Here is a 25174-nt window from a genome sequence, read left to right as displayed (position 1 = left end):
TCCGGCGCGCGTCGCCGGGGGCCGTGAGGCGTTCAGTCCGTGACGCCCAGGTCCTCGCGCATCAGGCGCTGCAGCGTCCGCAGCAGCGGTTCCGCGTCCCGCAGGGCCTCCAGCGCGCTGTGCGGGCTCTCGCCGTCCCGGGCGAGGCCGCGGTCGAGCCGCTTGGCCGCGGCGTCCGCCGCCGCGAGGACTTGGTTGACGTCTCGCGAGGCCGCCAGGACGCGTTCCGGGACGATCATCTGCGCCTCGGCGTACCGGTCCCGGTACTCACGGCGGGATTCCTCGACCTGGTCCCGCTCCTCGGCGGAGTAGACCCCGTCCCTGATCCGGTGCAGGGCGTCCTTGAGCAGCGTGTGGAACTGCCGCGAGGCCCGGTTCATCGCCGTGTAGGCCGTCCGCCGTTCCTCGAACCGGCGCAGCCGCTCCGCCTCGGCGGCCTCCGCCAGGCGGCGCCGGTCCGTGCCGCGCTGGGCGAGCACGGGGGCGAACAGGGTGCCGAGCACTCCGACGACAGCAGTGATCATCGCGCCGAGCGTGGCATTCATGGTTCGCTTCCTATCCCGCCCGGCGGGACGGCGCAAGAGACGGCCGGTCAGTGGCGCTGCGCGCCGGCCGGGAGCTCACGCAGGGTCACGGTGACTGCGGTGGAGCAACTACTCCCGTCGAACGCGTGGTTCGGCATCCTGGTGGCGTCGGTGCTGCGCGCGTCCTCCGAGCCGCTGCGGAGCAGGACGCCGACTGCCGTGCGGCCGTTGCGGGCGCGGCAGAGATCGGGCACGGGCCCGTGGAGGGCACAAGGGCGGTCGACCCGCCCGGAACGGCGGATTCCGTTCCGGGCGGGTCGCCTGCCGTCCTACGCTTCGACCTACTTCGCGAGATACGCGTTGTAGATCACCTGGGACAGGGTGTTGCCCTTCTTGTCGCTGACCAGGGCCTTGAAGGAGACACCCCTGCCCGCCGTGGGGTTCTTCAGCGTCACCTTGCCGCTCCTGACCGTCAGCTTCGACCAGTGGGCGCCGCCGTCGGTGGAGACGTACACCTTCAAAGACTTCAGGTCGCGGCCCGCGGCCGCGCCCTGGACGGTCACTGGCATCTTGACCGTGGCCTTCGCCTTGGAGGTGCTCATGGCGGACAGGGACGGGGTGAAGCGCACCACGGAGACCGGCAGAGCGGCCGGGACGTCACCGCCGACGTGCCTGGAGGAGAACGTCCAGGACGCGGTGATGCGGGTGCTGACCGCCGCGGTCGAGGCGCGGGTCACCGAAGTGGTCAGCCGGTAGCCGGCCTTGGCGCCCGGGACGGTGAAGACGGCGCCGTCGTCGAGCGTGCCGTTGTAACTCCCGACCTTCGTCCCGCCCCGGTACAGGATCGTGGTGGCCCTGTCGTACGACGAGAAGCCGCTGTGGCCCTGACCGTCGGTGAAGAGGCCTACCGTGCCCGAGATCTCGTCACCGGAGCGCACGATGCCGGAGTGGCGGTCCAGCTTCGGGCCGAAGACGCCGACGTTGAAGCTGCGGCTGTAGCTCTTGCCCTTGGTGAAGGTCCGGGCCGGCGCCTCGTAGTACCCCTCGGACATCTCGCCCGAGGCGTCGGTCTGCAGGAAGTCCTGCGCCCAGGAGACGCCGGAGGCGTTGACGTACACGGCCTTGGTGAAGGGCAGCCCGGTGAGGAAGCCGCTCGGCGTCACCATGGCCCGGTTCACGAACGGGGTGGTGAAGACCGCGCCGAGCTTGCGCTTCACCGAGGAGCCGCCGGTGGTGGTGATCCTCGCCAGGTCGGCGCTCCGCACGGTCCTGGTGTAGCCCGTGTAGAACGACTTCGTGCGGCCGTACGCCACCGTGTAGACCTTCGAGCCGTGCTCGAACAGCCCGGCCACGGTCGCCTGATACTGGGCGGCGGTCAGCGCGGGGCCGGAGTGCGCGGTACGGAAGTCCCGCAGCGTGCCGGCGTTGAAGCTGAGGCCCGCGCCGGCGGCGCCGTAGTTCAGGTTGTAGCCGACCATGAGGTCCGACTGCCTGGCCGCCCGGTCCGGCAGCGTGAACACGAACGGCTTGGCCTTGCTCGCGTCGAGCGTCAGCTCGGTGTCCTTGGTGAGCTTGACCAGCGGGCGGTTCACCCAGTTCGCGCTCTTGATCGTCTGGCCGTCGGCGGCGAGCCTCACGATGAGGCTGTCCACGGCGTAGCTGCCCTTGGGCAGGCGCAGCACCGTGCTGCCGCTGTCGTTGGTGACCTCCTCGAAGGTGTCGCCGTCCAGTCCGAGGACGAGCGTGTCGTAGGCCGCGGCCGGCCGTCCGTCGCGGTCCAGGTTGTTGATCCGCAGGTCGTACGACTCGGCCTCGCGCACCACGCCCGCGGCGGTGCGCACCGACCGCGTCCCGTCGCCGGCCACCACGGCCGCGCTGTAGGCGCCGTCGAGGCTGCCGCCGAGGGTGGTGTCGACGGTCAGCGTGGCCTGCGCGGTGCCGCCGGCGGGCACGGTCAGCTGCTGCTTGTCGAGGGTGAAGAAGCCGGCCGGCGCCGCGGCACCGGCCGGGTCCTTGCCGGTGACCGACAGGTGCAAGGTGACGTCGGAGTCACCGGAGTTCCGGTACGTGATCGTCCTGGACTGCTGGGTGTCGTCGGCGTGCGGCCACCGGGCGACGCCGAAGCTCAGCGAGACCGGTTCTGCGACCACGTCCTGGTGGATCGCCCCGGCCAGGTCGATCTGGCCGGAACCCTGCTGGAAGGCGGTGTAGCCGCCGTCCGTCGTGGAGCCGACCAGCGCGGCCTTGATCTGCCGGCCCGTCCAGTCCGGGTGCTCCTGGGCGAGGATCGCCGCGGCGCCCGCCACGTGCGGAGTGGCCATGGAGGTGCCGGAGATGGTCAGGTAGCTCCCGTCCGGGGTGTGCGGGACCTCGGGGTCGGTGTCGATGACACTGCCCGCGGCCGCGGCCGCGGTGATGTCCACGCCGGGGGCGGTGGCATCGGGCTTGATCGCTCCGTCGCCCACGCGCGGGCCGCGTGAGGAGAAGTCGGCGAGCTTGGAGTCCTTGTCGACCGCGCCGACGGTCAGCGCGGCGTCCGCGCTGCCGGGGGAGCCGACGGTGGAGTCGCCGTCGCCCTCGTTGCCCGCCGCGATGACGAACAGCGTGCCGGTGTCGGCCGACAGGCGGTTGACCGCCTCCTCGATCGGGTCGACGCCCGGGGTGTCGGTCCCGCCGAGGCTCAGGTTGGCCACCTTGGCGCCGGAGGCGGCGGCCCACTCCAGGCCCGCGATGATCCCGGCGTCGTCGCCGAAGCCGTCGTCGTCCAGCACCTTGCCGCTGATGATCCGCGCGCCCGAGGCCACGCCTTTGTAGGCACCGGCCGACTTCTCGCCGGTGCCGGCGGCGATGGAGGCGACGTGGGTGCCGTGGCCGAAGTGGTCGAGCAGGTTGTCCGCGGTGGAGAAGTTCTTCTCGGCGACCACCTGACTGGTCAGGTCCGGGTGGCTCTTGTCGACGCCGGTGTCCAGCACCGCGATCGTGACGCCGGTTCCGTCGTAGCCCGCGTCCCAGGCGTCCGGCGCGTGGATCTGCCGGGTGTTCCAGCTCGGTTCGGCCGCGGCCTTCTGGATCGCGTTCAGCCAGACCGTGCGCAGGCCGGACTCGGCGGTGGCGTACGGGGAGCCCTGCGGGGCGTCGGTCAGCGCCGTCCAGACGCCGGAAGCGCAGTCCTCGGGCGCGGTGACGGCCTCGCCGCCCAGCGGCGCGAAGGTGTGGGTCACCTCGGTGCCCTGGGCGCGGTGCAGTTCGGTCCGCGCCTCGGGCCTGCTGCCCCGGTAGGTGACGATCAGTCCGAGGCCGTGCCGCTCGGCGGCCTTGCGGTACTCGGCCCGGCGCAGCGTGGTCACGTCGAAGAGCCGGCGGTCGACCCGGCCCTGCGCGATCAGCTGCACCGCGTCCTGCGGGACGACGTAGACATGGCCGTGCTGCCGGCGTATCTGCACCGGTATGTTCTCGCGCCCCTTGGCGCGTTTGAGGGCGACAGGCCTGCCCTGCGAGTCCACGGCGACCCGGTCGCCCGTGATCAGCGTGATCCACACGCGGTCCCTGACCGCCGTGGCGGACGCGGAGCCGGCCGGCTCCGCGGCCGACGGACCGGCCGCCGAGGCCGGTACGGCGGCGCCGGCGGTCAGCGCCGCCACGACCCCCGTCGCGAGCGCTGCCGCGCGCGCCTTCTTCCATCGTCGGTGCAACGTATCCCCTTGTGTCTGCGTCATGACACGCGGGAGCGCTCGTTCCCGGGCGCGCGCACGCGATGTTCCCCCACGGCGTTCCCCCCGGTGAAGCCCCCGCCTTGCATACGCAGTATGTGCCGCCTGTCGCGGACAGCTCAAGCGTCACATCGAACGCCAAGCCGGATTCGGCCATGAGGGTGTCGAAGCGCTTCGACTCCTGTCTGGACAGGGATGTGGGGGTCCGGATACCGTCTGTGTCGAAGCGCTTCAACGCTTTCGGCACGCGCCTCGACACTTCTTGGGGGACGGAGACACGCGATGGCCACACTCGCCGAGGTAGCCCGGCACGCCGGGGTTTCCGCCAGCACCGTCTCGTACGTCCTGAGCGGCAAGCGGTCGATCTCCGAGGGCACGCGTCGGCGGGTCGAACGGAGCATCCAGGAACTCGGCTACCACCCGCACGCCGGCGCGCGGGCGCTGGCCAGCAGCCGCTCGAACATCATCGCCCTCATGGTGCCGCTCCGTACAGACATGTACGTCCCCGTCATGATGGAGATCGCGATGGCGGTCGCCACGACGGCCCGTCAGCACGGCCACGACGTACTCCTGCTCACCGGCGAGGAGGGCCCCACCGCCGTCCGCCGGGTCGCGGCCAGCGGACTCGCCGACGCGATGATCCTCATGGACGTCGAGCTGGAGGACGAGCGCATCCCGCTGCTGCGTGCCGGGAAACGGCCCGCCGTGCTCGTCGGACTGCCCGCCGACACCGCCGGACTCACCTGCGTCGACCTCGACTTCGTCGCCACCGGCGCGCTCTGCGCCGACCACCTCGCGGACCTCGGCCACCGCTCCGTCGCCGTCGTCGGCGAGGCCGCCGCGGTCTACCGGCGCCACACGGGCTTCGCCGAACGCACCCTCCAGGGCCTGCGCTCCCGCGCCGCCGAACGCGGACTGCGGCTCATCCACCGCCCCTGCGAGGGAAGCTACGAGTCCACCGCGGGCACCCTCTCCCGCATCTTCGAGGAACGGCCCGACACCACCGCCCTCGTCGTCCAGAACGAGTCCGCCATCGCCCCCCTTCTCGCGCTCCTGCGCCAGCAGGGCCGCGCCGTGCCGGAGGACCTCTCCGTCGTCGCCGTCTGCCCCGACCAGGTGGCCACCCAGGCCGCCCCCCAGCTCACCTCGGTCGCCATCCCCGCGCAGCAGATGGGCCGGCACGCGGTCGAACTCGTCATCGCCAAGCTCAACGGCAGCCCGACGGAGGAGGTACGCCTCCTCGGCCCCGAACTCACCGCCCGCGCGAGCAGCGGCCCAGCGCCGTCCGCGGGGTGAGAGGATCTTGGCATGACCGGCCAACACCACGCCGTCACCGAACCCCACCGGCCCTTTGCCGAAGCGGTCCGGCTCGACCTGTCCGATCCCGACACCCTGCGTCAACTGTGGGACCTTCAGCGGGCCTCCTACGCGGTCGAAGCCCGGCTCATCGGCTTCGACGGCATCCCGCCCCTGCACGAGTCCCTTGAGCAGTTGCGGGCATGTGACGAGTCCTTCCTCGGCGTTCGCGATGAGTCGGGACTTGTCGGAGCGGTCGCCTGGGCCCGCTTGCCGAACGGTGCTCTGGACATCTGCCGGCTCGTGGTCCATCCCGTCGCGCACCGTCGCGGTGTCGCAACGGCACTGCTCGACGCCCTGGACTCGATCGAGCCCGCGGAACTGACCGTCGTCTCCACCGGAACCGCCAACCTGCCCGCACTCGCGCTCTATCGTCGGCGCGGATTCGTCCCTGTCGTCGAGCGCCGGATCGTGCCCGGTGTCTCGGTCACGCTGCTGGAGCGCAGGACGGCATCAGCGCTCCGGCCAGTCCACAACTCCTGAGTATCGCCTCCTCACGGGAGGGCAGGCGTGGCGTGCGTCAACGGGTGTGCCCGCGCTCGGAGTTCCACTCCAGCCCGGCGAGCGCCTGCGCGCGGTGGGCGGTGTACGCCGCGGCCGGGTCGGGGTCGTAGGCCCAGGGGGCCGCGCCCGCGTAGCCGTCGACGGCGCGGAACTGCTCGACCGCCTCGAAGAAGCGCTCCGCGCGCAGCAGGAAGGCCGCCAGCAGGTGCCGAACCACGGGCAGCACCGGGTCGGAGGGGGAGGCGTGCTCGGTGGCGTAGAGGGCGCCGCCGATGGCTCGGGAGACGACCTCGCTCTCGTAGAAGCCGCGGACGAGGATGACGTCCGGCTGGTGCGCGAAGACCTCGAAGAGCGGCAGCGCCGGCAGCAGGCTGCCCTCGGGAGCGGAGGAGGCGGCCCGCTCGGCGAAGTCGCGTGCGGCGTCCTCCGGGAGGCGGGCGAGGGCGGCCAGGTGGGCACCCATGTGGTGCGGGGCGCGGGAGGTGATCTTCTCCCAGGCCGGGTCGAAGTCCCCGTCGGCGGCGAGCGCGACGATGTACGGGACGGGGTCGCCCGGCGCGAGCAGCGCGGCCTGGTCGGCGACCGTGCGGGCCTCCTCCAGGATCATCGCCACGTCCGGGGAGCCGGCCGGCTCGCGCCGGGCCCGCTGCACCAGGAACGCCGCGTGGACGGCCGCCCCGCCGGCGTCCTTGGCGTCCTCGACCCGCCAGGTGCGCAGCCACGCCGCGCCCGTACCGGCGGCCTGCGCCAGCTCGACCGCCGCGGCGCCGGCCAGGGTCTGCACCCGCTGCCAGCGGAGCTCGCCCTCGGCCGGGGTGCCCTTGAGGAGGGCGGCGACCGCGCGCCAGTCCTGGGTGCGCTGGGTCACGGTCAGCGCCTGCGTCAGCTCGTCGTCCGGTCCCGGCAGCCGGATGTCGATCTCCTCCCGCGGCACGAGGCCGTACCGGGCGGGATCGACCGTGGCCACGGCCCGCACACCGCGGCCGCGCAGCATGCGGGGCACCAGCACGATCGCGGAGATCAGCAGAACGCCGTACAGCACCCACAGGAATTCCATGATGAGCAAGCCTACGCGGGCCCGCCCGGCACGTCCCGGCCCGCGGCGCGCACTACGCTCGGCGGTATGAGCGAGCAGCAGCACCAGAACTTCGAGACCCTCGCGATCCACGCGGGTCAGCCGGCCGACACCCGGACCGGGGCCGTGGTCACGCCGATCTACCAGGTCTCCACGTACAAGCAGGACGGGGTCGGCGGCCTGCGGGGCGGCTACGAGTACAGCCGCTCCGCCAACCCCACCCGCACCGCGCTGGAGGAGAACCTCGCGGCGCTCGAGGGCGGCCGCCGCGGCCTGGCGTTCGCGTCCGGCCTGGCCGCCGAGGACTGCCTGCTGCGCACGGTCCTGAAGCCCGGCGACCACGTCGTCATCCCCAACGACGCGTACGGCGGCACCTTCCGGCTGTTCGCGAAGGTCGTCGAGCGCTGGGGCGTGCGGTGGTCGGTCGCCGACACCTCCGACCCGGCGGCGGTCCGGGCCGCGCTGCGGCCGGAGACCAGACTGATCTGGGTCGAGACGCCCAGCAACCCCCTGCTCGGGATCACCGACATCGCGGCGCTGGCGGACATCGCGCGCGGCGCGGACGCCCGGCTCGTCGTGGACAACACCTTCGCCAGCCCCTACCTGCAGCAGCCGCTGGCGCTCGGCGCCGACGTGGTCGTGCACTCCACCACCAAGTACATGGGCGGGCACTCGGACGTGGTCGGCGGCGCGCTGGTCGCGGCCGACGCGGGGCTCGGCGAGGAACTGGCGTACCACCAGAACGCGATGGGCGCGGTCGCCGGTCCGTTCGACGCGTGGCTGGTGATGCGGGGCATCAAGACGCTGGCGGTGCGCATGGACCGGCACAGCGAGAACGCGGCCCGGGTCGCGGAGTTGCTGTCGCTGCACCCGAAGGTCACCCAGGTCTTCTACCCGGGCTTGCCCGAGCACGCGGGGCACGATGTCGCTGCCAAGCAGATGAAGCGGTTCGGCGGCATGGTCTCCTTCCGCGTCGCGGGCGGCGAGGAGGCGGCGGTCGAGGTGTGCAACCGGGCGCGGCTGTTCACGCTGGGCGAGTCCCTGGGCGGCGTCGAGTCCCTCATCGAGCACCCGGGCCGCATGACGCACGCCTCGGTCGCGGGTTCCGCGCTGGAGGTGCCGGCGGATCTGGTGCGGCTGTCGGTCGGCATCGAGTCGGTGGACGACCTGCTGGAGGACCTGCGCCAGGCGCTGGGCGCGTAGGGCCGCACGCGGCCGACGGGCGGGGGTTCCCCCTCCGGTCGGCCGCTACCAGTCGCCGATGCCCGGCGTCGTGTCGAGCGGTTCCGCGGACGGCCACCACAGTGCCGCCAGGACGAGCCCGACGGCGATCCCCACGACGAGCAGCGTCCACAGGGCCGCGTGCAGCACGCGGCGACGGGCCAGGACGCGGCGGCCGCGCTCGGCGGCGCGCGGGGCGAGGTCCACCGGTACGGCGGGGTGCGGCCCGTCGAGCAGCCGGCGGACCTCCTCCTGCTTGCGGTCGTACGCGCTCACGACGCGGCCTCCCGCACCCGGGGGGCCGCGCCGCCGCGGACGGGCCGGCTGCGCAGGACCGCGGTGGCCCGCAGGGTGATCGTCCGTACGCGTTCCGACGGCATGCCGAGCTGCGCGGCGGCCTGTTCCTCGGCGATGCCCTCGTACAGCCGCAGTACGATCACCAGCCGCTCCCGCACGTTGAGCGGCCCGAGCACCCCGCCGCGCGGGCGGCGCCACCAGGGCCGGTGGGCGAAGCGGCGGACCATCTCGGCGCGGGCGCAGGCGTACGGGTCCTCGCCGCGCATCCGGAACCAGTCCGCGTAGGTGCGCGACAGGGCGGCGCAGAGCAGCTCGGTCCCCTCCGTCCGGTCCCCCGTGAGCAGGACGGCGACATGCAGCAAACGCCCTGCCGCGCCTGCCGCGAACGCCTCGAACTCGGCCTCGCGCAGGCGCTCCGCTGCCTCCCGGCGCTCTCCCACAGCGACATGGGACGGCAGACGGCGACCTCAGGTCAAGAGTTCTGCTCGTCTCCCTGTGTGACGGAGGAGTGGTACCGCGCGAGCGCGGTGTTGAACCGGCCGAGGAGATCGGTGAAGGACTCGCGCTCCTGCGGCGTCCAGTCCTCCGTCACGACCTCCATGAGCCGCTGTCGCGAGCTGCGGACCTCCTCCAGACGCGAACGCCCGCGGGGGGAGAGCGCGAGCACGACCGCCCGCCCGTCCTCGGGGTGGGAGGTGCGCTTGACCAGTCCGCTGTCCACGAGCGGGGCGACCTGCCGCGTGACGGTGGAGGAGTCGATGCCCATGCCCTCCGCGAGCGCCTTGACGCCCATCGGGCCCTCGTCGTCCAGGCGGTGGAGCAGCAGGTAAGCGGCCCGGTCCATGGAGTTGCGGGCCTTGCCGACGCCACCGAGGCGCGTCTGTTCCGCGCGGCGGGCGAAGAGCGCCACCTCGTGCTGCAGGCGCTCCAGGAGGTCGGTCGTGATCTCCGAGGGGGGAATGGGCATGGCCGGAAGCTCGCGTTCTGTCGGTCCTGCGAAGGTTGGGAGAAGAGTACGCGGAGAGCGTCACCCGGGGACCCCGCCGCGGAAAACTGCTCGGTCCGTCCGGGCGGTGGCCACTGCTGCAAGACTGGGGACCATGGAAAGCCCCGCAAGTCCGGCACGTTCCACGGGTCGCGCGATGGTGACCGCGCGGCCGTGTCCCGTCACCATCGACGATGTGCGCGGCGCGCACAAGATGCTGTCGGGTGTCGCGCGTGTGACACCCATGGAGGGCAGCCGTTACCTGTCCCGTCTGGTGGCCGCGCCGGTGCACCTGAAGTGCGAGAACCTGCAGCGCACGGGCTCGTTCAAGGTGCGCGGCGCCTATGTGCGGATCGCCGGTCTGCGGCAGGAGGAGCGTGCGGCGGGCGTGGTGGCGGCGAGCGCCGGCAACCATGCGCAGGGCGTGGCGCTGGCCGCGTCGCTGCTCGGGGTGCGCTCCACCGTCTTCATGCCGGCCGGGGCCCCGCTGCCGAAGGTCGCGGCGACCCGCGACTACGGGGCCGAGGTGCGGTTGCACGGGCATGCGTTGGACGAGACGCTGCGCGCCGCACGGGAGTACGCGCAGGAGACGGGGGCGGTCTTCATCCACCCCTTCGACCACGCGGACATCGTCGCCGGGCAGGGCACGGTGGGCCTGGAGATCCTGGACCAGTGCCCGGAGGTGCGCACGATCGTCATGGGGATGGGCGGCGGCGGGCTCGCGGCCGGTGTGGCGGTGGCGGTGAAGTCGGTGCGTCCGGACGTGCGGGTCATCGGGGTGCAGGCGGCGGGCGCGGCCGCGTACCCGCCGTCGCTGGCGGCGGGGCGGCCGGTGGGGCTGGACTCGGTGGCCACCATGGCGGACGGCATCAAGGTGAGCTGCCCGGGGGACGTGCCGTTCGCCATCGTCCGGGAACTGGTGGACGAGGTGCGCACGGTCAGCGAGGACGAGCTGTCGAGCGCGCTGCTGCTCTGCCTGGAGCGGGCGAAGCTGGTGGTCGAGCCGGCCGGGGCGAGCCCGGTGGCGGCGCTGCTGTCGCGGCCGGAGTCCTTCGACGGGCCGGTGGTCGCCGTGCTGTCCGGCGGCAACGTCGACCCGCTGCTGATGGAGCGCATCCTGCGGCACGGCATGGCGGCCGCCGGGCGCTACATGTCCTTCCGGCTGCGGCTCACGGACCGGCCGGGAGCGCTGGCGGCCCTGCTGGAGATCCTTTCCGCGAGTGACGCGAACGTGCTGGACATCGCGCACGTCCGCACGGATCCTCGGCTGGGACTGACCGAGGCGGAGGTCGAGCTGCAGCTGGAGACCCGCGGTCCCGAGCACCGGGCCGCCGTGGCGGAGGCGCTGCGTACGGCGGGATACGCGCTGCTCTGAGCCCGTTCGGTCCGCATTGTCAGTGGCGTGCGGCATGGTGGAATCGGGTGTCGTGGACGCGGGACGGCGCGCGAGGGCGGAGTGCGGTAAATCCGCTTGACGCGATATATCGCGTCTGGGATGCTCGCGACACATCGTGGTGCGCTGCCGTGCGGCCGCGCGCCCCAGTCCCCATGCACCCCAAGCCCCGAATCGGAGACATCGCATGCCAGGCGCCATCCATGCCGAAGGTCTGGTGAAGACCTTCGGCGACGTACGGGCACTGGACGGAGTGGACCTCGACGTCCCTGAGGGGACCGTCCTGGGCCTCCTCGGCCCCAACGGGGCCGGGAAGACGACCGCCGTGCGCGTCCTGACCACCCTGCTGCAGCCCGACAGCGGCAAGGCCGTCGTGGCCGGGATAGACGTGCTGAAGCACCCCAACGAAGTGCGCCGGCAGATCGGCCTTTCCGGTCAGTTCGCGGCGGTCGACGAGTACCTCACCGGCCGCGAGAACCTGCAGATGGTCGGCCAGCTCTACCAGATGAGCGCTCGGGACGCGAAGGCCCGCGCGACGGAGCTGCTCGACCGCTTCAACCTCGCCGAGGCGGCCGACCGCACGGCCAAGACCTACTCCGGCGGCATGCGGCGCCGGCTCGACCTGGCGGCCGCACTGGTCGTCAGGCCGCCGGTGATGTTCATGGACGAGCCGACCACCGGCCTCGACCCCCGCAACCGCCTCGCGCTGTGGGAGGTCATCCAGGACCTGGTCGCCGGCGGCACCACGCTGCTGCTCACCACGCAGTACCTGGAGGAGGCCGACCACCTCGCCCACGACATCTGCGTGATCGACCACGGCAAGGTCATCGCCCGCGGCACCTCCGACGAGCTGAAGGCGCGGACCGGCGGCGAGCGCGTCGAGGTCGTCGTCCACGACCGCGAGCACCTGGTGACCGCCACCGAGGTGCTGAACGGCTTCGGCAAGGGCGAGACCGCCGTGGACAACCACACCCGGCGGATCACCGTTCCGGTCACGGGCGGCGCCAAGCTGCTCGCCGAGGTCATCCGCGAGCTCGACACCCGCGGCATCGAGATCGACGACATCGGTCTGCGCCGGCCCACGCTCGACGACGTGTTCATGTCCCTCACCGGCCACGCCGCCGAGGAGAAGGAAGAGGAGTCCCAGTGACCACGGTGACCGACGCGGTCTCCACCAGCGCGCCGCGCACCCCCAACCCCATCGTGCAGTCCGTACGCGACTCGCTGGTGGTCGCCCGGCGCAACCTGATCCGTATGCTGCGCATCCCCGAGGTCGTGATCTTCGGCCTCGTGCAGCCGATCATGTTCGTGGTGCTGTTCAGCTACGTCTTCGGCGGCTCCATGAACGTCGGCGGCTCCACCAGCCCCGCGCTCTACCGCGAGTTCCTGATGGCCGGCATCTTCGCCCAGACCGTGACCTTCGCCACCGCCGGCGCCGGCGCGGGCATCGCGGACGACATGCACAAGGGCCTCATCGACCGCTTCCGCTCGCTGCCCATGGCCCGCGGCGCGGTGCTCACCGGCCGCACCCTGGCGGACCTGGTGCAGACGGCCCTCACGGTCGTGGTGCTCGCGATCGTCGCCGTGCTCGTCGGCTGGCGCGTCCACGAGGGCCTGCCCAAGGCGCTCGCGGCGTTCGGCCTGCTGCTCCTGCTCGGCTACGCCTTCTCCTGGATCGGCGCCCTGATCGGCCTGTCCGTCCGCACCCCGGAGGCGGCCACCTCCGGCGGTCTGATCTGGCTGTTCCCGCTGACGTTCATCTCGAACGCCTTCGTGGACTCCAACCAGATGACCCCCTGGCTGCGGCACATCGCCGAGTGGAACCCGTTCAGCGCCACCGTGCTGGCCTGCCGGGAGCTGTTCGGCAACCTGCCGCCCGGCTACCGGACCCCGGACGTCTGGCCGATGCAGCACCCGGTGCTCGCCTCGGTGCTGTGGTCGATCGTCATCATCGCCATCTTCCGCACCCTCGCGGTGCGCAAGTACCGCTCGGCGACCGCCTGACCCCCCTCCCGCGGGCGCATTCCCGCGGGACGCGGACGAGCCCCCGGCCGGAAGGCCGGGGGCTCGCCTGCGTCTGCGGGGCGACGCCGGGAGCCTGGAGCTCCAGGGCGCGGCGGCCGTCAGCCGCTGTGCGGCTTGGCGTCGAGGATCTTCACCGAGGCCTTCTTGCCGTTCGGGAGCTCGTACGAGGCGTCCTCGCCGATCTTCTTGCCGTTCACGCCCGAGCCGAGCGGAGACTGCGGCGAGTAGGTCTCCAGCTCGGAGGACACGTACTCACGCGAGCCGAGCAGGAAGGTCAGGGTGTCGTCAGGGTCGCCGTCGAAGGCGATCGTCACGACCATGCCGGGCGCCACCACGCCGTTGTCCGCCGGGGCCTCTCCCACCTTCGCGTGCTGCAGGAGCTGCGTCAGCTGGCGGATCCGGAGCTCCAGCTTGCCCTGGTCCTCACGCGCCGCGTGATACCCGGCGTTCTCCTTGAGATCGCCTTCCTGGCGGGCTTCCTCGATCTTGGCGACGATCTCGGCGCGTGCGGGACCCGACAGGTGCTCCAGCTCGGCCTTGAGCTGGTCGTACGCCTCCTGGGTCAGCCAGGTGACGTTCTCGCTGGTCTGGGTCACAGGTGCTCCTCGTCGTACTCGAACTCGCTTGCTTACAAATGATCGCCCTACCCAGAAAGATGCGTCTTCGCGGGAGGGCGAAACCACGAGCGTAACAATTCCCCCCGACAAACGGCGAGAGGGAAATCATCGGGAAGCCATAGACCCAGGTCAAGGGGTGAATGGCCGGGCAGGTCGGATCAGCCGGCCGGCTGGCAGCCGACCAGTTCCGCAGAAGCGCCGTGACTCGTGGTGCGAATGGTGACGACGGTGTCGATGCGACCGGTGTGCTGTTTGAGGCGAACGTCCTTACGGCCGACCTCGCTGTGGTCCTCGGCGAGCGAGCGCAGGGTGCACACCGCCGTGACCCCGGCGTCCTTGCGTACCTCGATGTGGACCTGGACCTCCTGGTCGGAGACGACCTGGAACTTGATGACCTCGGCGCTGACCTCGGTGCCGGCGAGCTTGTCCCAGCCGATCCAGCCGAGGAACAGCAGCAGGACCACACCGAGCACCGAGCCCACGAGCCGCAGCCTTCGGTCCGCGCGCGCGTCGTCGTCGGTACCCCGCCCGTACCGTCCCTCGGGCAGTCCGTCGCGCACCGCGCTCATGAATCAGTCCTCCCGGGGCCCGGGGAATCCCGCCTTGGAATCAAACAGCCCCTCGCTTCGGTCACTATAGAAGCCGCTACCTACGACCCATGACTGAGGATCCGACCTTGACCGAGCAGCTGCGACTGATGGCCGTGCACGCACACCCCGACGACGAGTCCAGCAAGGGCGCGGCCACCATGGCCAAGTACGTAGCCGAGGGCGTCGACGTCCTGGTCGCCACCTGCACCGGTGGCGAGCGTGGTTCCGTGCTCAACCCCAAACTGCAGGGCGACAAGTACATCGAGGAGCACATCCACGAGGTCCGCGCCAAGGAGATGGACGAGGCGCGAGAGATTCTCGGCGTCGAGCAGTCCTGGCTCGGCTACGTCGACTCCGGGCTCCCCGAGGGCGACCCGCTGCCCCCGCTGCCCGAGGGCTGCTTCGCCCTCCAGGACGTGGACGAGGCCGCGGGCACCCTGGTGAAGCTCATCCGCGAGTTCCGCCCGCACGTGATCACCACGTACGACGAGAACGGTGGCTACCCGCACCCCGACCACATCATGACCCACAAGATCTCGATGGTCGCCTTCGAAGCCGCCGGCGACCCCGAGCGCTACCCCGAGGCCGGCGAGCCGTGGACGCCGCTGAAGCTCTACTACAACCAGGGCTTCAACCGGCAGCGCACCGTCGCCCTGCACGAGGCGCTGCTCGCCCGTGGGCTGGAGTCCCCGTACGGCGAGTGGCTGGAGCGCTGGCAGACCGCCGACCGGCCGGAGCGCAACATCACCACGCACGTGCCGTGCGCCGACTTCTTCGAGATCCGGGACAAGGCCCTGCTCGCCCACGCCACCCAGATCGACCCCGACGGCGCCTGGTTCCACGTCCCGATGGAGCTGCAGAGGGAGGTCTGGCCCACCGAGGACTACGAGCTCGCGAAGTCCCGGGTGGACACCTCCCTCCCCGAGGACGACCTCTTCGCGGGCATCCGGAAGAATTGAGCGCGTGAACGCGACATTCGGCACGGCCGCAGCCCAGCTCGTCCCCCTCGCCGTCAAGGACCTGGACGAGAACAAGGTGACGCCCGGCCTCCTCGGCTTCGTCATCTTCGCCCTCATCGGCCTCTCCCTGTGGTGGCTGATGAAGAACATGAACAAGCAGTTCAAGAAGATCGACTTCGAGGACCAGCCGCAGCAGGCGGAGCAGCCGTCGGAGTCGCTCGAGGCATCCGCCGCCTCCGGCGCCGAGGGCCCCGGCCGAAAGGGCTGAGGCACGCCGGGCACCCGCTCCCCTGCCCGGGAGGGATGCCCGGCACGCTCACTCCGGCGCGGCGACCGTGACCCGCGTGAAGAGCAGCGGGACGCCCTCGTCGCCGGAGCGGGTGTACGGGGTCCGCACCGCGACCACCCGCACCTCGTGGTCGTGCACGGCGACGTGCCCGCCGACGGCCGGCACGGGCAGCGCGCCGCTGGAGACGATCACGGCGAGGCCGTCGTCGGCGCCCTCCGGCGCGTCCCGCGCGAAGGTGATCGTGTGCCGCTCCGGGCTCTCGTGATGGACGCCGGCCTCGCGCGGCAGTGCCCGATCCCGGTCGCGGATGGGCCGGAGCGCTGCGGGCAGCCGGCCCATGGTTCGTCCTTGGGCGGCCGGGTCCCGTCGCGACGGTCATCCGCGGGACGCCGCGGAGCCGGTGACGCGCCGGGCCGGGCGCTCAGCCCTCCACCGCCCGGTCCACCGGCACGGCCATCACCATCCGGGCACCCCGCGACGGCACCATGCCCAGCCGCCACGCCTCCCATGGCGTGCCCGGCTCGACACCGCGCTCCAGCAGCAGGGCGTAGGTCTCCGCGTACTCCCGCAGGTCCAGGTCGCGGCCCTCGTGCAGGTCGTCCGTCAGCCGGGCGAGCCGCTCGCGGGCCTCGACGGCCCCTTCGCGCGAGAGCAGCGGCAACAGCGTGCACTGCAGGAAGTGTGCCCACGCCAGGCCGCGCCGGTCGCCCATACCGGCGAAGAGCCGCTCCGCCTCCCGGACCAGGTCCAGGGCCGCCGGGACGCGGCCGTTGCCGGCGTCGATGACGGCGAGCTCCACACAGGACCAGCCCTCGCCGTGCGGCACCCCGGCGCGGTGGAAGTCGGCCCGGGCGTCCTGCAGGAGCTGGCGCGCGAAACCGCTGTTGCGCAGGTTGCCGGTGAGCGCCGCCCGCTGGTCGCGGGTGACCCGGGCGGAATGGTGGCGGGCGCAGGCCAGCCCGTAGACGTCCCGCATCCGGCTGAACATGGTGCGGGAGCGCTCCAGGGCCCGCAGGGCGGCGTCCAGCTCGCCGCCGTCCTCCAGCGCCTGGCCGAGGTAGTACAGCGACCACGCCTCGCCGCGGGCGTCCTCGTTCGCGCGGTGGCGGGCCAGGGCCTCGCGCAGCAGGTGCTGGGCGGCGCCGGCGTCCCCGCGCAGCAGGCGGGCGCGGCCGAGCTGGGTGGTGGTCCAGGCCTCGCCGCGGGGGTCGCGGGTCGCGGCGTAGCACTCGCCCGCGGTCCGCAGCTCCGTCTCGCCGCGCTCGGCGTCGCCGAGCCGCAGCAGCAGCTGGCCCAGCTGCAGGTGCGCCCAGGCCTCGCCGTGCACGCTCTCGCTCTCCCGGTGCAGGGCCAGCGACTCGGTCAGCAGCTCGTACGCCTGCGCCGGCCGGCCCGCGTCGCGCAGCACCGCCGCCAGCGCGTGCTGCGTCCAGGCCCGGTCGGCCCGCAGCTCGTCGCCGGCCTGCAGCTCCAGGGCCTCCCGCAGCTTGACCTCCGCCTCCCGCAGGCTGCCCTGTTGGTGGAGCGTGATGCCCAGGCTGCACAGGGCGCGGGCGGCGCCCGCCGGGTGCTGCGCCTCGAAGTACAGGTCGACCACCGACGACAGCGTCGAGCGGGCCTTGTCCAGCTCGCCGAGCTGCCGCGCGGCGATGCCGGTGCGCCACTGCACCGAGCGGACCAGCACCGACTGGTCGGCCTCCCGCTGGTGCGCCTGGGCCAGCTCGCTGATCTCGCCCAGCCGGTACAGGTCGCCGCGGAGCAGGCAGTAGTCGCACAGCGCGCCGAGCAGGTGCTGCACCACCCGCTGGTCGACGCCTTCGGAGTGCCGCAGCGCCGCGGTGATGAAGCTCGACTCCTCGTCCAGCCAGCGCAGCGCCTGGTCCAGGGAGGGGAAGCCCTGCGGGCCGAAGCGGTCGGCGCGGGTCGAGGTCCGGCCGTCGACGAGCCGGATCACCGCGTCGGCCAGCTCGGAGTAGCTGCGGATGAGGCGCTCCTGGGCGGCCGCCCGCTCGGCCGGCTCCTCCTCGTCCAGCAGGCGCGCGTGCGCGAAGCGCCGTACGAGGTCGTGCAACCGGTAGCGGCTGCCGCGCACGTGCTCGATCAGACCGGCCGAGGCCAGTTCGCCCAGCCGCCGGGCCGCCTCCTGCTCCTCCGCCCCCAGCAGGGCCGCGGCGGCCGCCGCGCCGAGGCTCGTCCGTCCGGCGAGCGCGAGCCGCCGCAGCAGCCGGCGGGCCGGCTCGGGCTGGTCGTGGTAACCCAGTGCCAGCGCCCGGTCGACCGGGCCCACCGGGCCGTACGCCGCCAGATCGGCCGCCAGCCGCTCCGCGCCCCGGTCGGGCAGCGAACTGCCCGCGATGCGCAGCGCGAGCGGCAGACCACCGCACAGCCGCCGTACGGCGTCGGTTGCGCCCTCCCCGTCCGCCGCCGTGCCGGCCTCAGGCGTCAGCCCGGCCAGCAGCTCCCGCGACGCCGCCGCCCCGAGCGGATCGACCGGGAGGGCGTACACGCGGGCCGCCGGCACGTCGAGGTCGATCGGTTCGGCCGATGTGACCAGGACGAGGCTGTCGGAGCGCTCCGGGACCAGGGCGCGGATCTGCTCGGGCCCGGCGGCGTCGTCGAGGACGATGACGACCGGAACGTCGGTGAGGTGCTTCTGGTACTGGTCGGTCAGGCGCCGCAGATGCTGCTCCTGGGAGGTGCGTTCGCGGAACAGGAGCTGTTCGCGGGGCGCGCCCAGCCGGTTGAGCAGGTGCAGCAGCGCGTCCCGTACGGGCAGCGGGCGCTCCCCGGGCGCGGCGCCGCGCAGGTCGACCACGCAGGCGCCGCGGAACTGGTCCTTGAGCTGCTGGGCGGCGCGCACCGCGAGCGTGGTGCGCCCCGAACCGGCCTGGCCGTGCAGGACGACCACGACGGGCTCCGAGGCGGGGGAGACCCGCGCCTGGTGCACCCACTGGGCGATCTGCCGCAGCTGGTCCCGGCGGCCGGCGAACGGCCCCTCGGTGGCGGGGAGCTGGGCGAAGGACTGCTCCAGGACGCTGCGCCCCCGCGCGGCGGCGCTGCGGTCGGTGCGGCGCTGCGCCGGCACCTTCGCCGGGGCCGGTACGGCGCGCCGGCGTTCCAGGAACGGCCGTACACCGCGCTGTTCCACGGCCTCCAGCCAGGCCCGCCGCAGATCCTGCGGCCGGGCGCCGCCGCCGCCCGTCGTCAGCGCGGCCGTCACGGCCGCCCCGGCGAGCGCCACCACGCCGCCCACGCCCAGCGCCGTGGATGTCGGCGTGCCCCAGCCGAGGTCCGCCACGCACGCCGCGACGGCGGCGACCGCGGTCACCAGCGCCGGGGTGACCAACGACGACCGGCGGCCGGCGCGTTCCGCCGCCAGCGCGGCGGTGTAGGCGGCGTACTCGGCCGACGTCTCGGCCGCGATCGCGTCGACCGCCGCCCGTGCCTGCCGCAGCGCCTCCTCCCCGGAGTGCCCGTCCCGCAGCTCACCGGCGACGGCGCGTTCCAGCAGCCGTAACACCTCGGCCCGGTCGGACGTGCTCAGTTGCGTCTGCCGTTGCGGCGTCTGCTTCGTCACCACTGGCCCCCTCGGTAGCCGCCGGTCCCCAAGTGTCCTGCCGAACGCGCCACATCGCGACACCGCGTCCGCGGACGGGCACGCCCGGGCACCACTGAAGGGGCCGCGCCGGGCCGCGGCTTCATCGCCGTTTGGGCTCCTTTGCGGCTCCCGTGCCGTGGCGCAAAGGTGACTTGTCCTCTGACCGACAGGCGAAAGTGCTGACCCCTGGGAGGCGCCGGCGTCACGCTGTCGCGTCATGAGACACATGAACAGCAGATGGCGGCCGGAAGGCGGAAGCCCTCGGACGCGGTACGTGGCGGCCGCCGCCCTCGCCGCGCTTCTGGCCGGTCTGACCGCGACCCCCGGTGCCGCCCAGGGCACCGGCCCGGACACCCGGCGGGCCGGCGCGGACTCGCGGGGAACGGCTGCGTCCGGCACGCACGGCCTGACCCGGCAGCACGTCACCCTGGTCACGGGCGACCGCGTGACGCTGCTGACGGGCCCGTCCGGCAAGCAGAGCGTGTCGGTCGAGCCCGCCGAGGGCCGCGAGGGCATGAGGTTCGTCAAGCGTCAGGACGGCGGACAGTGGACGGTCATCCCCGTCGACGCGCTGCCGCTGCTCGCGGCGGACCGTGTGGACCGCGCGCTGTTCAACGTCTCGGCCCTGGCGAAGGGGAAGTACGCGGAGCGGTCGGCCCTGCCGCTGATCGTCCAGTACGCCGGTGACGCGGGTGCCGCCGAGCGCCGGCTGACCGCGGCCGGCGCCGCCGACGTCGGCACCGTCGCCGGCACCTCCTTCGCCACGCTGTCCGAACGCCGCGAGGACGCGGGCGCGTTCTGGAAGGGCATCGCCCCCGGCAAGGCCGGCGCGACGGCCTTCGGCGCCGGTGTGCGCCGGGTGTGGCTCGACGGCACGGCGAAGGTGCAGCTGGACACGACGGTGCCGCGCATCGGCGCGCCGCACGCGTGGGAGAAGGGCCTGACCGGGGACGGGGTCAAGGTCGCGGTGCTGGACACCGGTTACGACCCGAACCACCCGGATCTGAAGGGCCTGGTGGTGGAGTCGGCGAACTTCACCGGCGAACCCGACGCCGCCGACCTCAACGGTCACGGCACCCATGTGACCTCGACGGTGGCCGGTTCCGGCGCCGCCTCCGGTGGCCGGTACAAGGGCGTGGCGCCGGGCGCGCGGATCCTCGCGGGCAAGGTGTGCACCGCGGACGGCAACTGCGACAACTCCGCGATCATCGAGGGGCTGGCCTGGGCCGCCCGGCACGGCGCCAAGGTGATCAACCTGAGCCTGGGTGACACCGACACCCCCGAGACCGACGCGATCGAGGCGATGGTCGACACCGTCACCCGTGACTACGGCACCCTGGTGGTGGCCGCGGCCGGCAACAACGGGTCCGGCAGCAGGGTCTCCTCGCCGGCCTCCGCCGACCGGGCACTGGCCGTCGGCGCCGCCGAGGCCGACGACGACCGCGCCGACTTCAGCTCGGTCGGCCCGCGCATCGGTGACTCCGGCCTGAAGCCGGACCTGATCGCACCCGGCGTGAACGTCACCGCCGCCATGGCCGGCGGGACCACCGCCGAGGACGGCTACATCGCGATGAGCGGCACCTCGATGGCCACCCCGCACGTCGCCGGCGCCGCCGCCATCATGTTCCAGCAGCACCCTGAATGGACCCCGGAGCAGGTCAAGAGCCGGCTGATGCAGACCACGGCCGGCGCCAAGGAGCACGGCGCCTACTACCAGGGCGCCGGACGCGTCGACATCGCCCGCGCCGTCGACCAGCAGGTGGCCGCCGAGCCCACCGCCCTGGACTTCGGGCTGATCCAGTGGGCCGACGGCAACCGGCCCCCGGTGACCAAGACCCTCACCTACCGCAACCCCGGCACCACACCGGTCACCCTGCGCCTGACGCACACCGCCGGCCGAGGCAGGCTCGACGAGCCCGCTCCCCAGGGCCTGTTCACGCTCGGCGCCGATCAGGTCACCGTGCCCGCCGGCGGCTCCGCGGACGTCACCCTCACCGTCGCCCCGCAGGCCACCACCCAGTACGCGGCCTACAGCGGCGTGGTCAGGGCCACCTCCACCGACGGGAAGGTCTCGGTCCGCGTCCCCTTCGGCGTGGACCTGGAACAGCCCTCCCACGAGCTGCGCCTGACCCTGAAGGACCGCGCGGGCAAGGCCCCCGAGTACGCCTACCTGCTGATCCAATCCGCCGGCGGCAGGACCTACGAGCAGGAACTGCTCGGCAAGGACGGCACCACCCTGCGACTGCCGAACGACACCTACTCCGTGAGCGGCTTCTTCTTCGACGCCGACTTCACCGAGGCCGTCGCGGTCGGTGCCCCGGAGGTCGTCACCACCGCCGACCGGTCGGTCACCATCGACGCACGCACCGCCAGGCCCGTCACGATCTCCGCCCCCAGCCGCACCGCCCGCATCATGTCGGCCGAGATCGGCACCCTGAGCCTGGCCGACGAGCTCCTGTCCGTCACCATGAACGACGCGGTCGGCGACGACCACATCGAGCACCTCTACGCCACGCCGACCGCACGGGTGAAGGACTCGGCGTTCACCTACATCGTCAGCGGCGTGTGGGGCGAGCCCGTCGCCGCCGACGGCAACCCCTCCTCGGTGTACTACCTCACCCGGCCGGTGCACGGCGGCATCCCCGAGGACCCCGGCTACCACCCCCGCAAGTCCGAGCTGGCCACGGTGAACACCACCTTCGCCGCCACGGCACCGGGACTCGACGCCGTCCGCCTGGTGTGGACATGGGTCGACGGCTACGAGCTCGGCGGGATGTACATGCAGGGACTCCCCGTCCCCGGCCACCGCGTGGACTACTTCTCGGCGCGCGACGGGGTGCGCTGGCGGACCGCCTTCGACCAGTGGAACTTCCTCGACCCGGAGAGCATCCGCGGCCAGAGCTACCTGAGCACCGTGCACACCTACCGCCCCGGCTCCAAGGTCGAGGAGCGCTGGAACGGCGCGGTCCAGGCCATCGGCTTCGTACCCGGTGAGACGAACATCCACCGCGAGGGCGACACCATGACGTACATCCTCCAGTACGCGGCCAACGGGAACCTCGACTACCTCGCCGACAGCCAGGCCAGCCTGCCCAGGACGGAACTGCGGCGCAACGGCGTTCTGGTCTCGCAGGAGATGAGCGGGACCGAGGTACCGGCCGACGCCACCCCGGCCGACTACCGTCTGACGGTCGAGCAGGAGCGCGACCTCGGCCCCAGCCTCGTGTCCACGAGCACACGCGCCGAATGGCGGTTCCGGTCCGCGACCACGGCGACGCGTCAGGCGCTGCCGCTGTACGCGGTGCGCATGGCGCCGGAGCTCGACGACCGGAACCGGGCCCGGGCCGGACACCGGCTCGACATCCCGGTGCTGATCCAGCGCGCCCAGGGCGCCTCCGAGCAGGCCATCCGCACCTTCACCACCGAGGTCTCCTACGACGAGGGCAGGACCTGGCACCCCGCCGAGGTCCGCGGCTCCGGCACCAAGCGCACCGTGACCGTGCGCCATCCGCGCAACGCCTCGGGCGGCTCGGTCAGCGTGCGCACCTACGTCAAGGACGCCGCCGGCAACTCCTTCGAGCAGACCGTCCTCAAGGCGTACCTCCTCAAGTAGCCGCGTAACGGCACGGCAGGGCCCCGCCGGATCAGCCCGGCGGGCCCCGCCGTCGTCTCCGCCGCCTCAGAGCCAGTCGCGGCGCGCCGCGTGCCAGCCCAGCTGCATGCGGGTGACGACACCCGCGAGGTTCATCAGGCCCTGGATGCGCCGTTGGACGGTGCGCTTGCTCACCCGCAACTGCCCGGCGATCGCCTCGTCGGTCATGCCGGCGACCATCAGGGAGAGCAGGTGCCGGTCCTCCGCGGCCGGCGACGCCGGGTCCTCCGGCCCCGCGCCGCCGATCCGCCCCTCGTCGGTCACCCGCAGCGGGGCGCCGACCTCCCAGTAGTGCTCGAACAGGTCGATGAGCGCCTCCAGCAGGCTGCTGTCCCGTACCAGCGCCGCCTTCAGCTCCCGGGGGCTGCCGCCGGGAGCGCCGGAGGGGGCCAGCGGCAGGACGGCCACCGACCGGTCGGCGATCGCCAACCGCAGGGGCAGCCGGGGCACCGCGCGGGCGACCTCCCCGGCGCGCACCCCCGTGACGACGTTGTCGACGGAGCCGGGGTCGTCGAAGTACGCCTGCTCGTACAGGACCCGGTAGAGCACGCCCCGGTCGTGCGCGGCGAACTGCTCCTGGTTGCTCTCCGGGGACATCGCCACGTAACCGGCCTTGCAGAAGCACAGCATCTCGCGGCGGGCGCCGTCCTGGAGCTGACGAAGGCGCTGCCGCAGCGCGGCGGCGCCGTCGATGATCTCGACGGTCTGGCCCACGCCCCGGGCCCGTGCGACGCGGCGGTACGTCTCCACCATGTCGAACACGGCCGCCCGGGTCTGGTCCAGGGCCTCCGCGTGGCGCTGGAGCCGCGGCACGAGGGCGACCTCCGGCGGGATGGCCGCGTACCAGCCCGGGCTCTCCTCCACCGCGTACGCCAGCCCCTTGGCCTCCAGCGCGCCCAGCAGGCGCAGGACCACCGGGGCGTCGAGGCCCGTACGGCCGGAGATCTCCCCGGCGGACGCCGACTCGGCGACGAGCAGCAGGCGGTACACGTCGCCCTCGGGGGCCGTGAGGCCGACCGTCTCCAGCATGTTGTCCCTCTCCCAGCACCGTCCAGCCGTCGATTCCATCAGCATGACCGGCCCTGGACAACGTCCGTTGCCGCGGGCAACCGGGCTCGCCGCGCTGTGACGGCGATGGGGAACCCCCTGACGGGGGCCGGCCCCAAGGCGGTGCCGTGGTGCGGGGGAGCGGCGGTCTCTTCCTCCTCGGCCTGGCGGTCAGTGCGGCCACTCGCCAGCCGGTCCGGCCGCGCGAGCACTGAGCCGACGCCCTTCCGCCCCGTACGTGCGCCGCCCCTGTGGCGCATGGGCGGGGCGGAGGCCGGGTGCGCAAGGATGCGGGTATGCCGAACCGACCTGCGCAGGCCACGTCCCCGTACCTCCTCCAGCACGCGGACAACCCCGTCGACTGGTGGCCATGGTCGCCGGAGGCGTTCGAGGAGGCGCGGCAGCGGGACGTGCCGGTGCTGCTCAGCGTCGGGTATTCGTCTTGTCACTGGTGCCAGTGACTGCGTAAAGGCAGTAGTCCGGGCCCCTCAGACATTGACGACGCCTACGCGATCGCCGCACAGTTTCGACCAGTCGTCACGGTCCGAGGTGAGGACCAGAACGGGGGTCGGGGAGCGCAGAGCCATCGCCGCGACGAGAGCGTCGATCGCGTACTTGTGTCCGTGGAGACCACCCGCGTCCAGCAGCAGGCGCACGGCGGTCATCGAGTCGGCTTGGCTGACCGGCTCGACCTGGAGCCGGGAGAGGACCCAGCTGAGCCGGGCGACATCCGTTTTGCCGTGGACAGCCTCGACCACGGTGAGAACGGAGACGAGGACCGGCACACCGGCCCGGCGGGATGCCTCGATGCGGGTGACCATCCGCCGGTCATTGCCGAGCAGGAGGGACAGCGCCTGGGAGTCGAGCACCAGGGATCGGGCCGTGGGTTCCTTCACGCGGCGCTCTGTCCGGTTCCATGGGACTGCTCTTCGTCGCCGAAGAGTTCACGGTGTGCCGCCTCGATCTCCTGATCGGTGAGGGCGCCGTGCTCGGCCTCGTGGTCGGCGACGATCTCGGCCAGTCCGTCCATGGCGAGCTGGTGCCGGACCGCTGCGGTGATGTAGGCGGACACGCCACGTCGGCCGGCGCGCTCGCGCAATGCTCCGACCAGTTCCGAAGGCAAGGACACGGAGATGTTCTCGGTCGTCCCGGATCGGTTCGTCTGCATGAGGCCAGTGTACGACAAGAACTATTACAGTTCGAGGCGGCGGGCTGAGGCGGAGCTGGGTCTTGCCTCGGGGATCGGGCCGATGGAGAACGATGAGTGCCAGGTCGAACCCGTAGCGTTCGCGGTCTTCGCCTCCGCTCTTCTGACACGGCACCGGCGCACCA

The 25174-nt window shown here is 72.5% G+C and carries 22 protein-coding genes and 2 pseudogenes; 11 read left to right on the top strand and 13 right to left on the bottom strand.

All coding sequences use genetic code 11. The annotated features are described in order from the left end of the window. Positions 1-32 precede the first annotated feature (32 nt). Both ACRWNP_RS07065 and ACRWNP_RS07060 read right to left on the bottom strand, forming a co-directional pair. Positions 33-545 carry a hypothetical protein gene (locus ACRWNP_RS07065; RefSeq protein ID WP_431960122.1) on the bottom strand — a complete coding sequence of 171 codons (513 nt, stop codon included), beginning with the start codon at positions 543-545 and terminating at the stop codon, positions 33-35. 320 nt (positions 546-865) lie between these two features. Beyond that, positions 866-4216, bottom strand: coding sequence for a S8 family peptidase (locus ACRWNP_RS07060; RefSeq protein ID WP_431960120.1), 3351 nt, complete (start codon positions 4214-4216; stop codon positions 866-868). A 300-nt stretch (positions 4217-4516) separates the two neighbouring features. Here ACRWNP_RS07060 and ACRWNP_RS07055 point away from each other — a divergent pair, with 300 nt between their 5' ends. Together ACRWNP_RS07055 and ACRWNP_RS07050 are read left to right on the top strand one after the other, a co-directional pair. Beyond that, entirely contained in the window at positions 4517-5530 is a 1014-nt protein-coding gene (locus ACRWNP_RS07055; protein ID WP_431960119.1) for a LacI family DNA-binding transcriptional regulator, read from the top strand. Between the two features lie 12 nt (positions 5531-5542). Continuing rightward, positions 5543-6073 carry a GNAT family N-acetyltransferase gene (locus tag ACRWNP_RS07050; RefSeq protein ID WP_431960118.1) on the top strand — a complete coding sequence of 177 codons (531 nt, stop codon included), beginning with the start codon at positions 5543-5545 and terminating at the stop codon, positions 6071-6073. 37 nt (positions 6074-6110) lie between these two features. Here ACRWNP_RS07050 and ACRWNP_RS07045 read toward each other — a convergent pair whose 3' ends face one another. Beyond that, the gene (locus ACRWNP_RS07045; RefSeq protein WP_431960117.1) at positions 6111-7151 is read right to left on the bottom strand and encodes a hypothetical protein; all 1041 of its coding nucleotides are present in this window, start codon (positions 7149-7151) and stop codon (positions 6111-6113) included. 66 nt (positions 7152-7217) lie between these two features. Here ACRWNP_RS07045 and ACRWNP_RS07040 point away from each other — a divergent pair, with 66 nt between their 5' ends. Next, a complete protein-coding gene (locus tag ACRWNP_RS07040; protein ID WP_431960116.1) occupies positions 7218-8372 on the top strand; it encodes a cystathionine gamma-synthase in 1155 nt (384 codons plus the stop codon). A gap of 45 nt (positions 8373-8417) precedes the next feature. On the opposite strand, the gene ACRWNP_RS07035 is transcribed toward ACRWNP_RS07040, so the two are convergent. The 3 genes from ACRWNP_RS07035 to ACRWNP_RS07025 are packed head-to-tail and all read right to left on the bottom strand — an operon-like array spanning position 8418 to position 9654. After that, complete coding sequence (locus ACRWNP_RS07035; protein WP_431960115.1) at positions 8418-8666, bottom strand: hypothetical protein; 249 nt, start codon at positions 8664-8666, stop codon at positions 8418-8420. Beyond that, on the bottom strand, positions 8663-9127 hold the full coding sequence (locus ACRWNP_RS07030; RefSeq protein ID WP_431960114.1) for a sigma factor-like helix-turn-helix DNA-binding protein: 465 nt from the start codon (positions 9125-9127) through the stop codon (positions 8663-8665). The genes ACRWNP_RS07035 and ACRWNP_RS07030 overlap by 4 nt, the downstream gene beginning before the upstream one ends. A 32-nt stretch (positions 9128-9159) precedes the next feature. After that, positions 9160-9654 carry a MarR family winged helix-turn-helix transcriptional regulator gene (locus tag ACRWNP_RS07025; RefSeq protein ID WP_431960113.1) on the bottom strand — a complete coding sequence of 165 codons (495 nt, stop codon included), beginning with the start codon at positions 9652-9654 and terminating at the stop codon, positions 9160-9162. 175 nt (positions 9655-9829) lie between these two features. Between ACRWNP_RS07025 and ilvA the strand changes: the two genes are divergently transcribed. The 3 genes from ilvA to ACRWNP_RS07010 all read left to right on the top strand — a co-directional run bounded on the left by ilvA (position 9830) and on the right by ACRWNP_RS07010 (position 13069). Beyond that, positions 9830-11047: a threonine ammonia-lyase gene (ilvA, locus tag ACRWNP_RS07020; protein ID WP_431960248.1), complete on the top strand. Its 1218-nt coding sequence runs from the start codon at positions 9830-9832 to the stop codon at positions 11045-11047. Positions 11048-11252: 205 nt separating this feature from the next. Continuing rightward, positions 11253-12215, top strand: a complete 963-nt coding sequence (locus ACRWNP_RS07015) for an ATP-binding cassette domain-containing protein (protein WP_431960112.1) — start codon at positions 11253-11255, stop codon at positions 12213-12215. Beyond that, positions 12212-13069 (top strand): ABC transporter permease, encoded by an 858-nt coding sequence (locus ACRWNP_RS07010; RefSeq protein WP_431960111.1) that lies wholly within the window; start codon positions 12212-12214, stop codon positions 13067-13069. Before ACRWNP_RS07015 ends, ACRWNP_RS07010 begins: the two co-directional genes overlap by 4 nt. Before the next feature lie 119 nt (positions 13070-13188). Here the strand turns inward: ACRWNP_RS07010 and greA are convergent, their stop codons facing one another. Together greA and ACRWNP_RS07000 are read right to left on the bottom strand one after the other, a co-directional pair. Beyond that, positions 13189-13686 (bottom strand): transcription elongation factor GreA, encoded by a 498-nt coding sequence (gene greA / locus ACRWNP_RS07005; protein ID WP_431960110.1) that lies wholly within the window; start codon positions 13684-13686, stop codon positions 13189-13191. Between the two features lie 179 nt (positions 13687-13865). After that, positions 13866-14276 (bottom strand): DUF4307 domain-containing protein, encoded by a 411-nt coding sequence (locus tag ACRWNP_RS07000; protein WP_431960109.1) that lies wholly within the window; start codon positions 14274-14276, stop codon positions 13866-13868. 107 nt (positions 14277-14383) lie between these two features. Between ACRWNP_RS07000 and mca the strand changes: the two genes are divergently transcribed. Further along, positions 14384-15256 (top strand): mycothiol conjugate amidase Mca, encoded by an 873-nt coding sequence (mca, locus tag ACRWNP_RS06995; RefSeq protein ID WP_431960247.1) that lies wholly within the window; start codon positions 14384-14386, stop codon positions 15254-15256. A gap of 4 nt (positions 15257-15260) precedes the next feature. Beyond that, on the top strand, positions 15261-15524 hold the full coding sequence (locus ACRWNP_RS06990) for a hypothetical protein (RefSeq protein ID WP_431960108.1): 264 nt from the start codon (positions 15261-15263) through the stop codon (positions 15522-15524). A 48-nt stretch (positions 15525-15572) separates the two neighbouring features. On the opposite strand, the gene ACRWNP_RS06985 is transcribed toward ACRWNP_RS06990, so the two are convergent. Together ACRWNP_RS06985 and ACRWNP_RS06980 are read right to left on the bottom strand one after the other, a co-directional pair. Further along, positions 15573-15884, bottom strand: coding sequence for a hypothetical protein (locus tag ACRWNP_RS06985; protein ID WP_431960107.1), 312 nt, complete (start codon positions 15882-15884; stop codon positions 15573-15575). Positions 15885-15966: 82 nt separating this feature from the next. Beyond that, positions 15967-19125: a tetratricopeptide repeat protein gene (locus tag ACRWNP_RS06980; RefSeq protein WP_431960106.1), complete on the bottom strand. Its 3159-nt coding sequence runs from the start codon at positions 19123-19125 to the stop codon at positions 15967-15969. Between the two features lie 244 nt (positions 19126-19369). Between ACRWNP_RS06980 and ACRWNP_RS06975 the strand changes: the two genes are divergently transcribed. Further along, on the top strand, positions 19370-22756 hold the full coding sequence (locus tag ACRWNP_RS06975; protein WP_431960105.1) for a S8 family peptidase: 3387 nt from the start codon (positions 19370-19372) through the stop codon (positions 22754-22756). Positions 22757-22822: 66 nt separating this feature from the next. Here ACRWNP_RS06975 and ACRWNP_RS06970 read toward each other — a convergent pair whose 3' ends face one another. Beyond that, the gene (locus ACRWNP_RS06970) at positions 22823-23824 is read right to left on the bottom strand and encodes a helix-turn-helix domain-containing protein (RefSeq protein ID WP_431960104.1); all 1002 of its coding nucleotides are present in this window, start codon (positions 23822-23824) and stop codon (positions 22823-22825) included. A 314-nt stretch (positions 23825-24138) separates the two neighbouring features. On the opposite strand from ACRWNP_RS06970, the pseudogene ACRWNP_RS06965 reads away from it, so the two are divergent. Beyond that, positions 24139-24297 (top strand): annotated as a pseudogene (locus ACRWNP_RS06965) (DUF255 domain-containing protein); the annotation flags it as partial. Positions 24298-24330: 33 nt separating this feature from the next. Here ACRWNP_RS06965 and ACRWNP_RS06960 read toward each other — a convergent pair. Both ACRWNP_RS06960 and ACRWNP_RS06955 read right to left on the bottom strand, forming a co-directional pair. Continuing rightward, on the bottom strand, positions 24331-24738 hold the full coding sequence (locus tag ACRWNP_RS06960) for a PIN domain-containing protein (RefSeq protein ID WP_431960103.1): 408 nt from the start codon (positions 24736-24738) through the stop codon (positions 24331-24333). Further along, the gene (locus ACRWNP_RS06955) at positions 24735-25010 is read right to left on the bottom strand and encodes a hypothetical protein (protein ID WP_431960102.1); all 276 of its coding nucleotides are present in this window, start codon (positions 25008-25010) and stop codon (positions 24735-24737) included. The genes ACRWNP_RS06960 and ACRWNP_RS06955 overlap by 4 nt, the downstream gene beginning before the upstream one ends. Here ACRWNP_RS06955 and ACRWNP_RS06950 point away from each other — a divergent pair. Next, positions 24976-25143: pseudogene (locus tag ACRWNP_RS06950) on the top strand (DUF6086 family protein); the annotation flags it as partial. The gene ACRWNP_RS06955 and the pseudogene ACRWNP_RS06950 sit on opposite strands and share 35 nt — an antisense overlap. Positions 25144-25174 lie beyond the last annotated feature (31 nt).

The organism is Actinacidiphila sp. bgisy160 (assembly GCF_965342435.1).
GTDB lineage: Bacteria > Actinomycetota > Actinomycetes > Streptomycetales > Streptomycetaceae > Actinacidiphila.
Note: the sequence above shows the minus strand (reverse complement) of the source record. Positions and strands in the feature narration are given on the sequence as shown.

Bases quoted from the DNA above. Each gene is read 5' to 3' on its own strand.
- ACRWNP_RS07065 (WP_431960122.1), bottom strand. From the start codon at position 545: ATGAATGCCACGCTCGGCGCGATGATCACTGCTGTCGTCGGAGTGCTC.
- ACRWNP_RS07055 (WP_431960119.1), top strand. From the start codon at position 4,517: ATGGCCACACTCGCCGAGGTAGCCCGGCACGCCGGGGTTTCCGCCAGC.
- ACRWNP_RS07050 (WP_431960118.1), top strand. From the start codon at position 5,543: ATGACCGGCCAACACCACGCCGTCACCGAACCCCACCGGCCCTTTGCC.
- ACRWNP_RS07045 (WP_431960117.1), bottom strand. From the start codon at position 7,151: ATGGAATTCCTGTGGGTGCTGTACGGCGTTCTGCTGATCTCCGCGATC.
- ACRWNP_RS07040 (WP_431960116.1), top strand. From the start codon at position 7,218: ATGAGCGAGCAGCAGCACCAGAACTTCGAGACCCTCGCGATCCACGCG.
- ACRWNP_RS07025 (WP_431960113.1), bottom strand. From the start codon at position 9,654: ATGCCCATTCCCCCCTCGGAGATCACGACCGACCTCCTGGAGCGCCTG.
- ilvA (WP_431960248.1), top strand. From the start codon at position 9,830: ATGGTGACCGCGCGGCCGTGTCCCGTCACCATCGACGATGTGCGCGGC.
- ACRWNP_RS07015 (WP_431960112.1), top strand. From the start codon at position 11,253: ATGCCAGGCGCCATCCATGCCGAAGGTCTGGTGAAGACCTTCGGCGAC.
- ACRWNP_RS07000 (WP_431960109.1), bottom strand. From the start codon at position 14,276: ATGAGCGCGGTGCGCGACGGACTGCCCGAGGGACGGTACGGGCGGGGT.
- ACRWNP_RS06985 (WP_431960107.1), bottom strand. From the start codon at position 15,884: ATGGGCCGGCTGCCCGCAGCGCTCCGGCCCATCCGCGACCGGGATCGG.
- ACRWNP_RS06975 (WP_431960105.1), top strand. From the start codon at position 19,370: ATGAACAGCAGATGGCGGCCGGAAGGCGGAAGCCCTCGGACGCGGTAC.
- ACRWNP_RS06970 (WP_431960104.1), bottom strand. From the start codon at position 23,824: ATGCTGGAGACGGTCGGCCTCACGGCCCCCGAGGGCGACGTGTACCGC.
- ACRWNP_RS06955 (WP_431960102.1), bottom strand. From the start codon at position 25,010: ATGCAGACGAACCGATCCGGGACGACCGAGAACATCTCCGTGTCCTTG.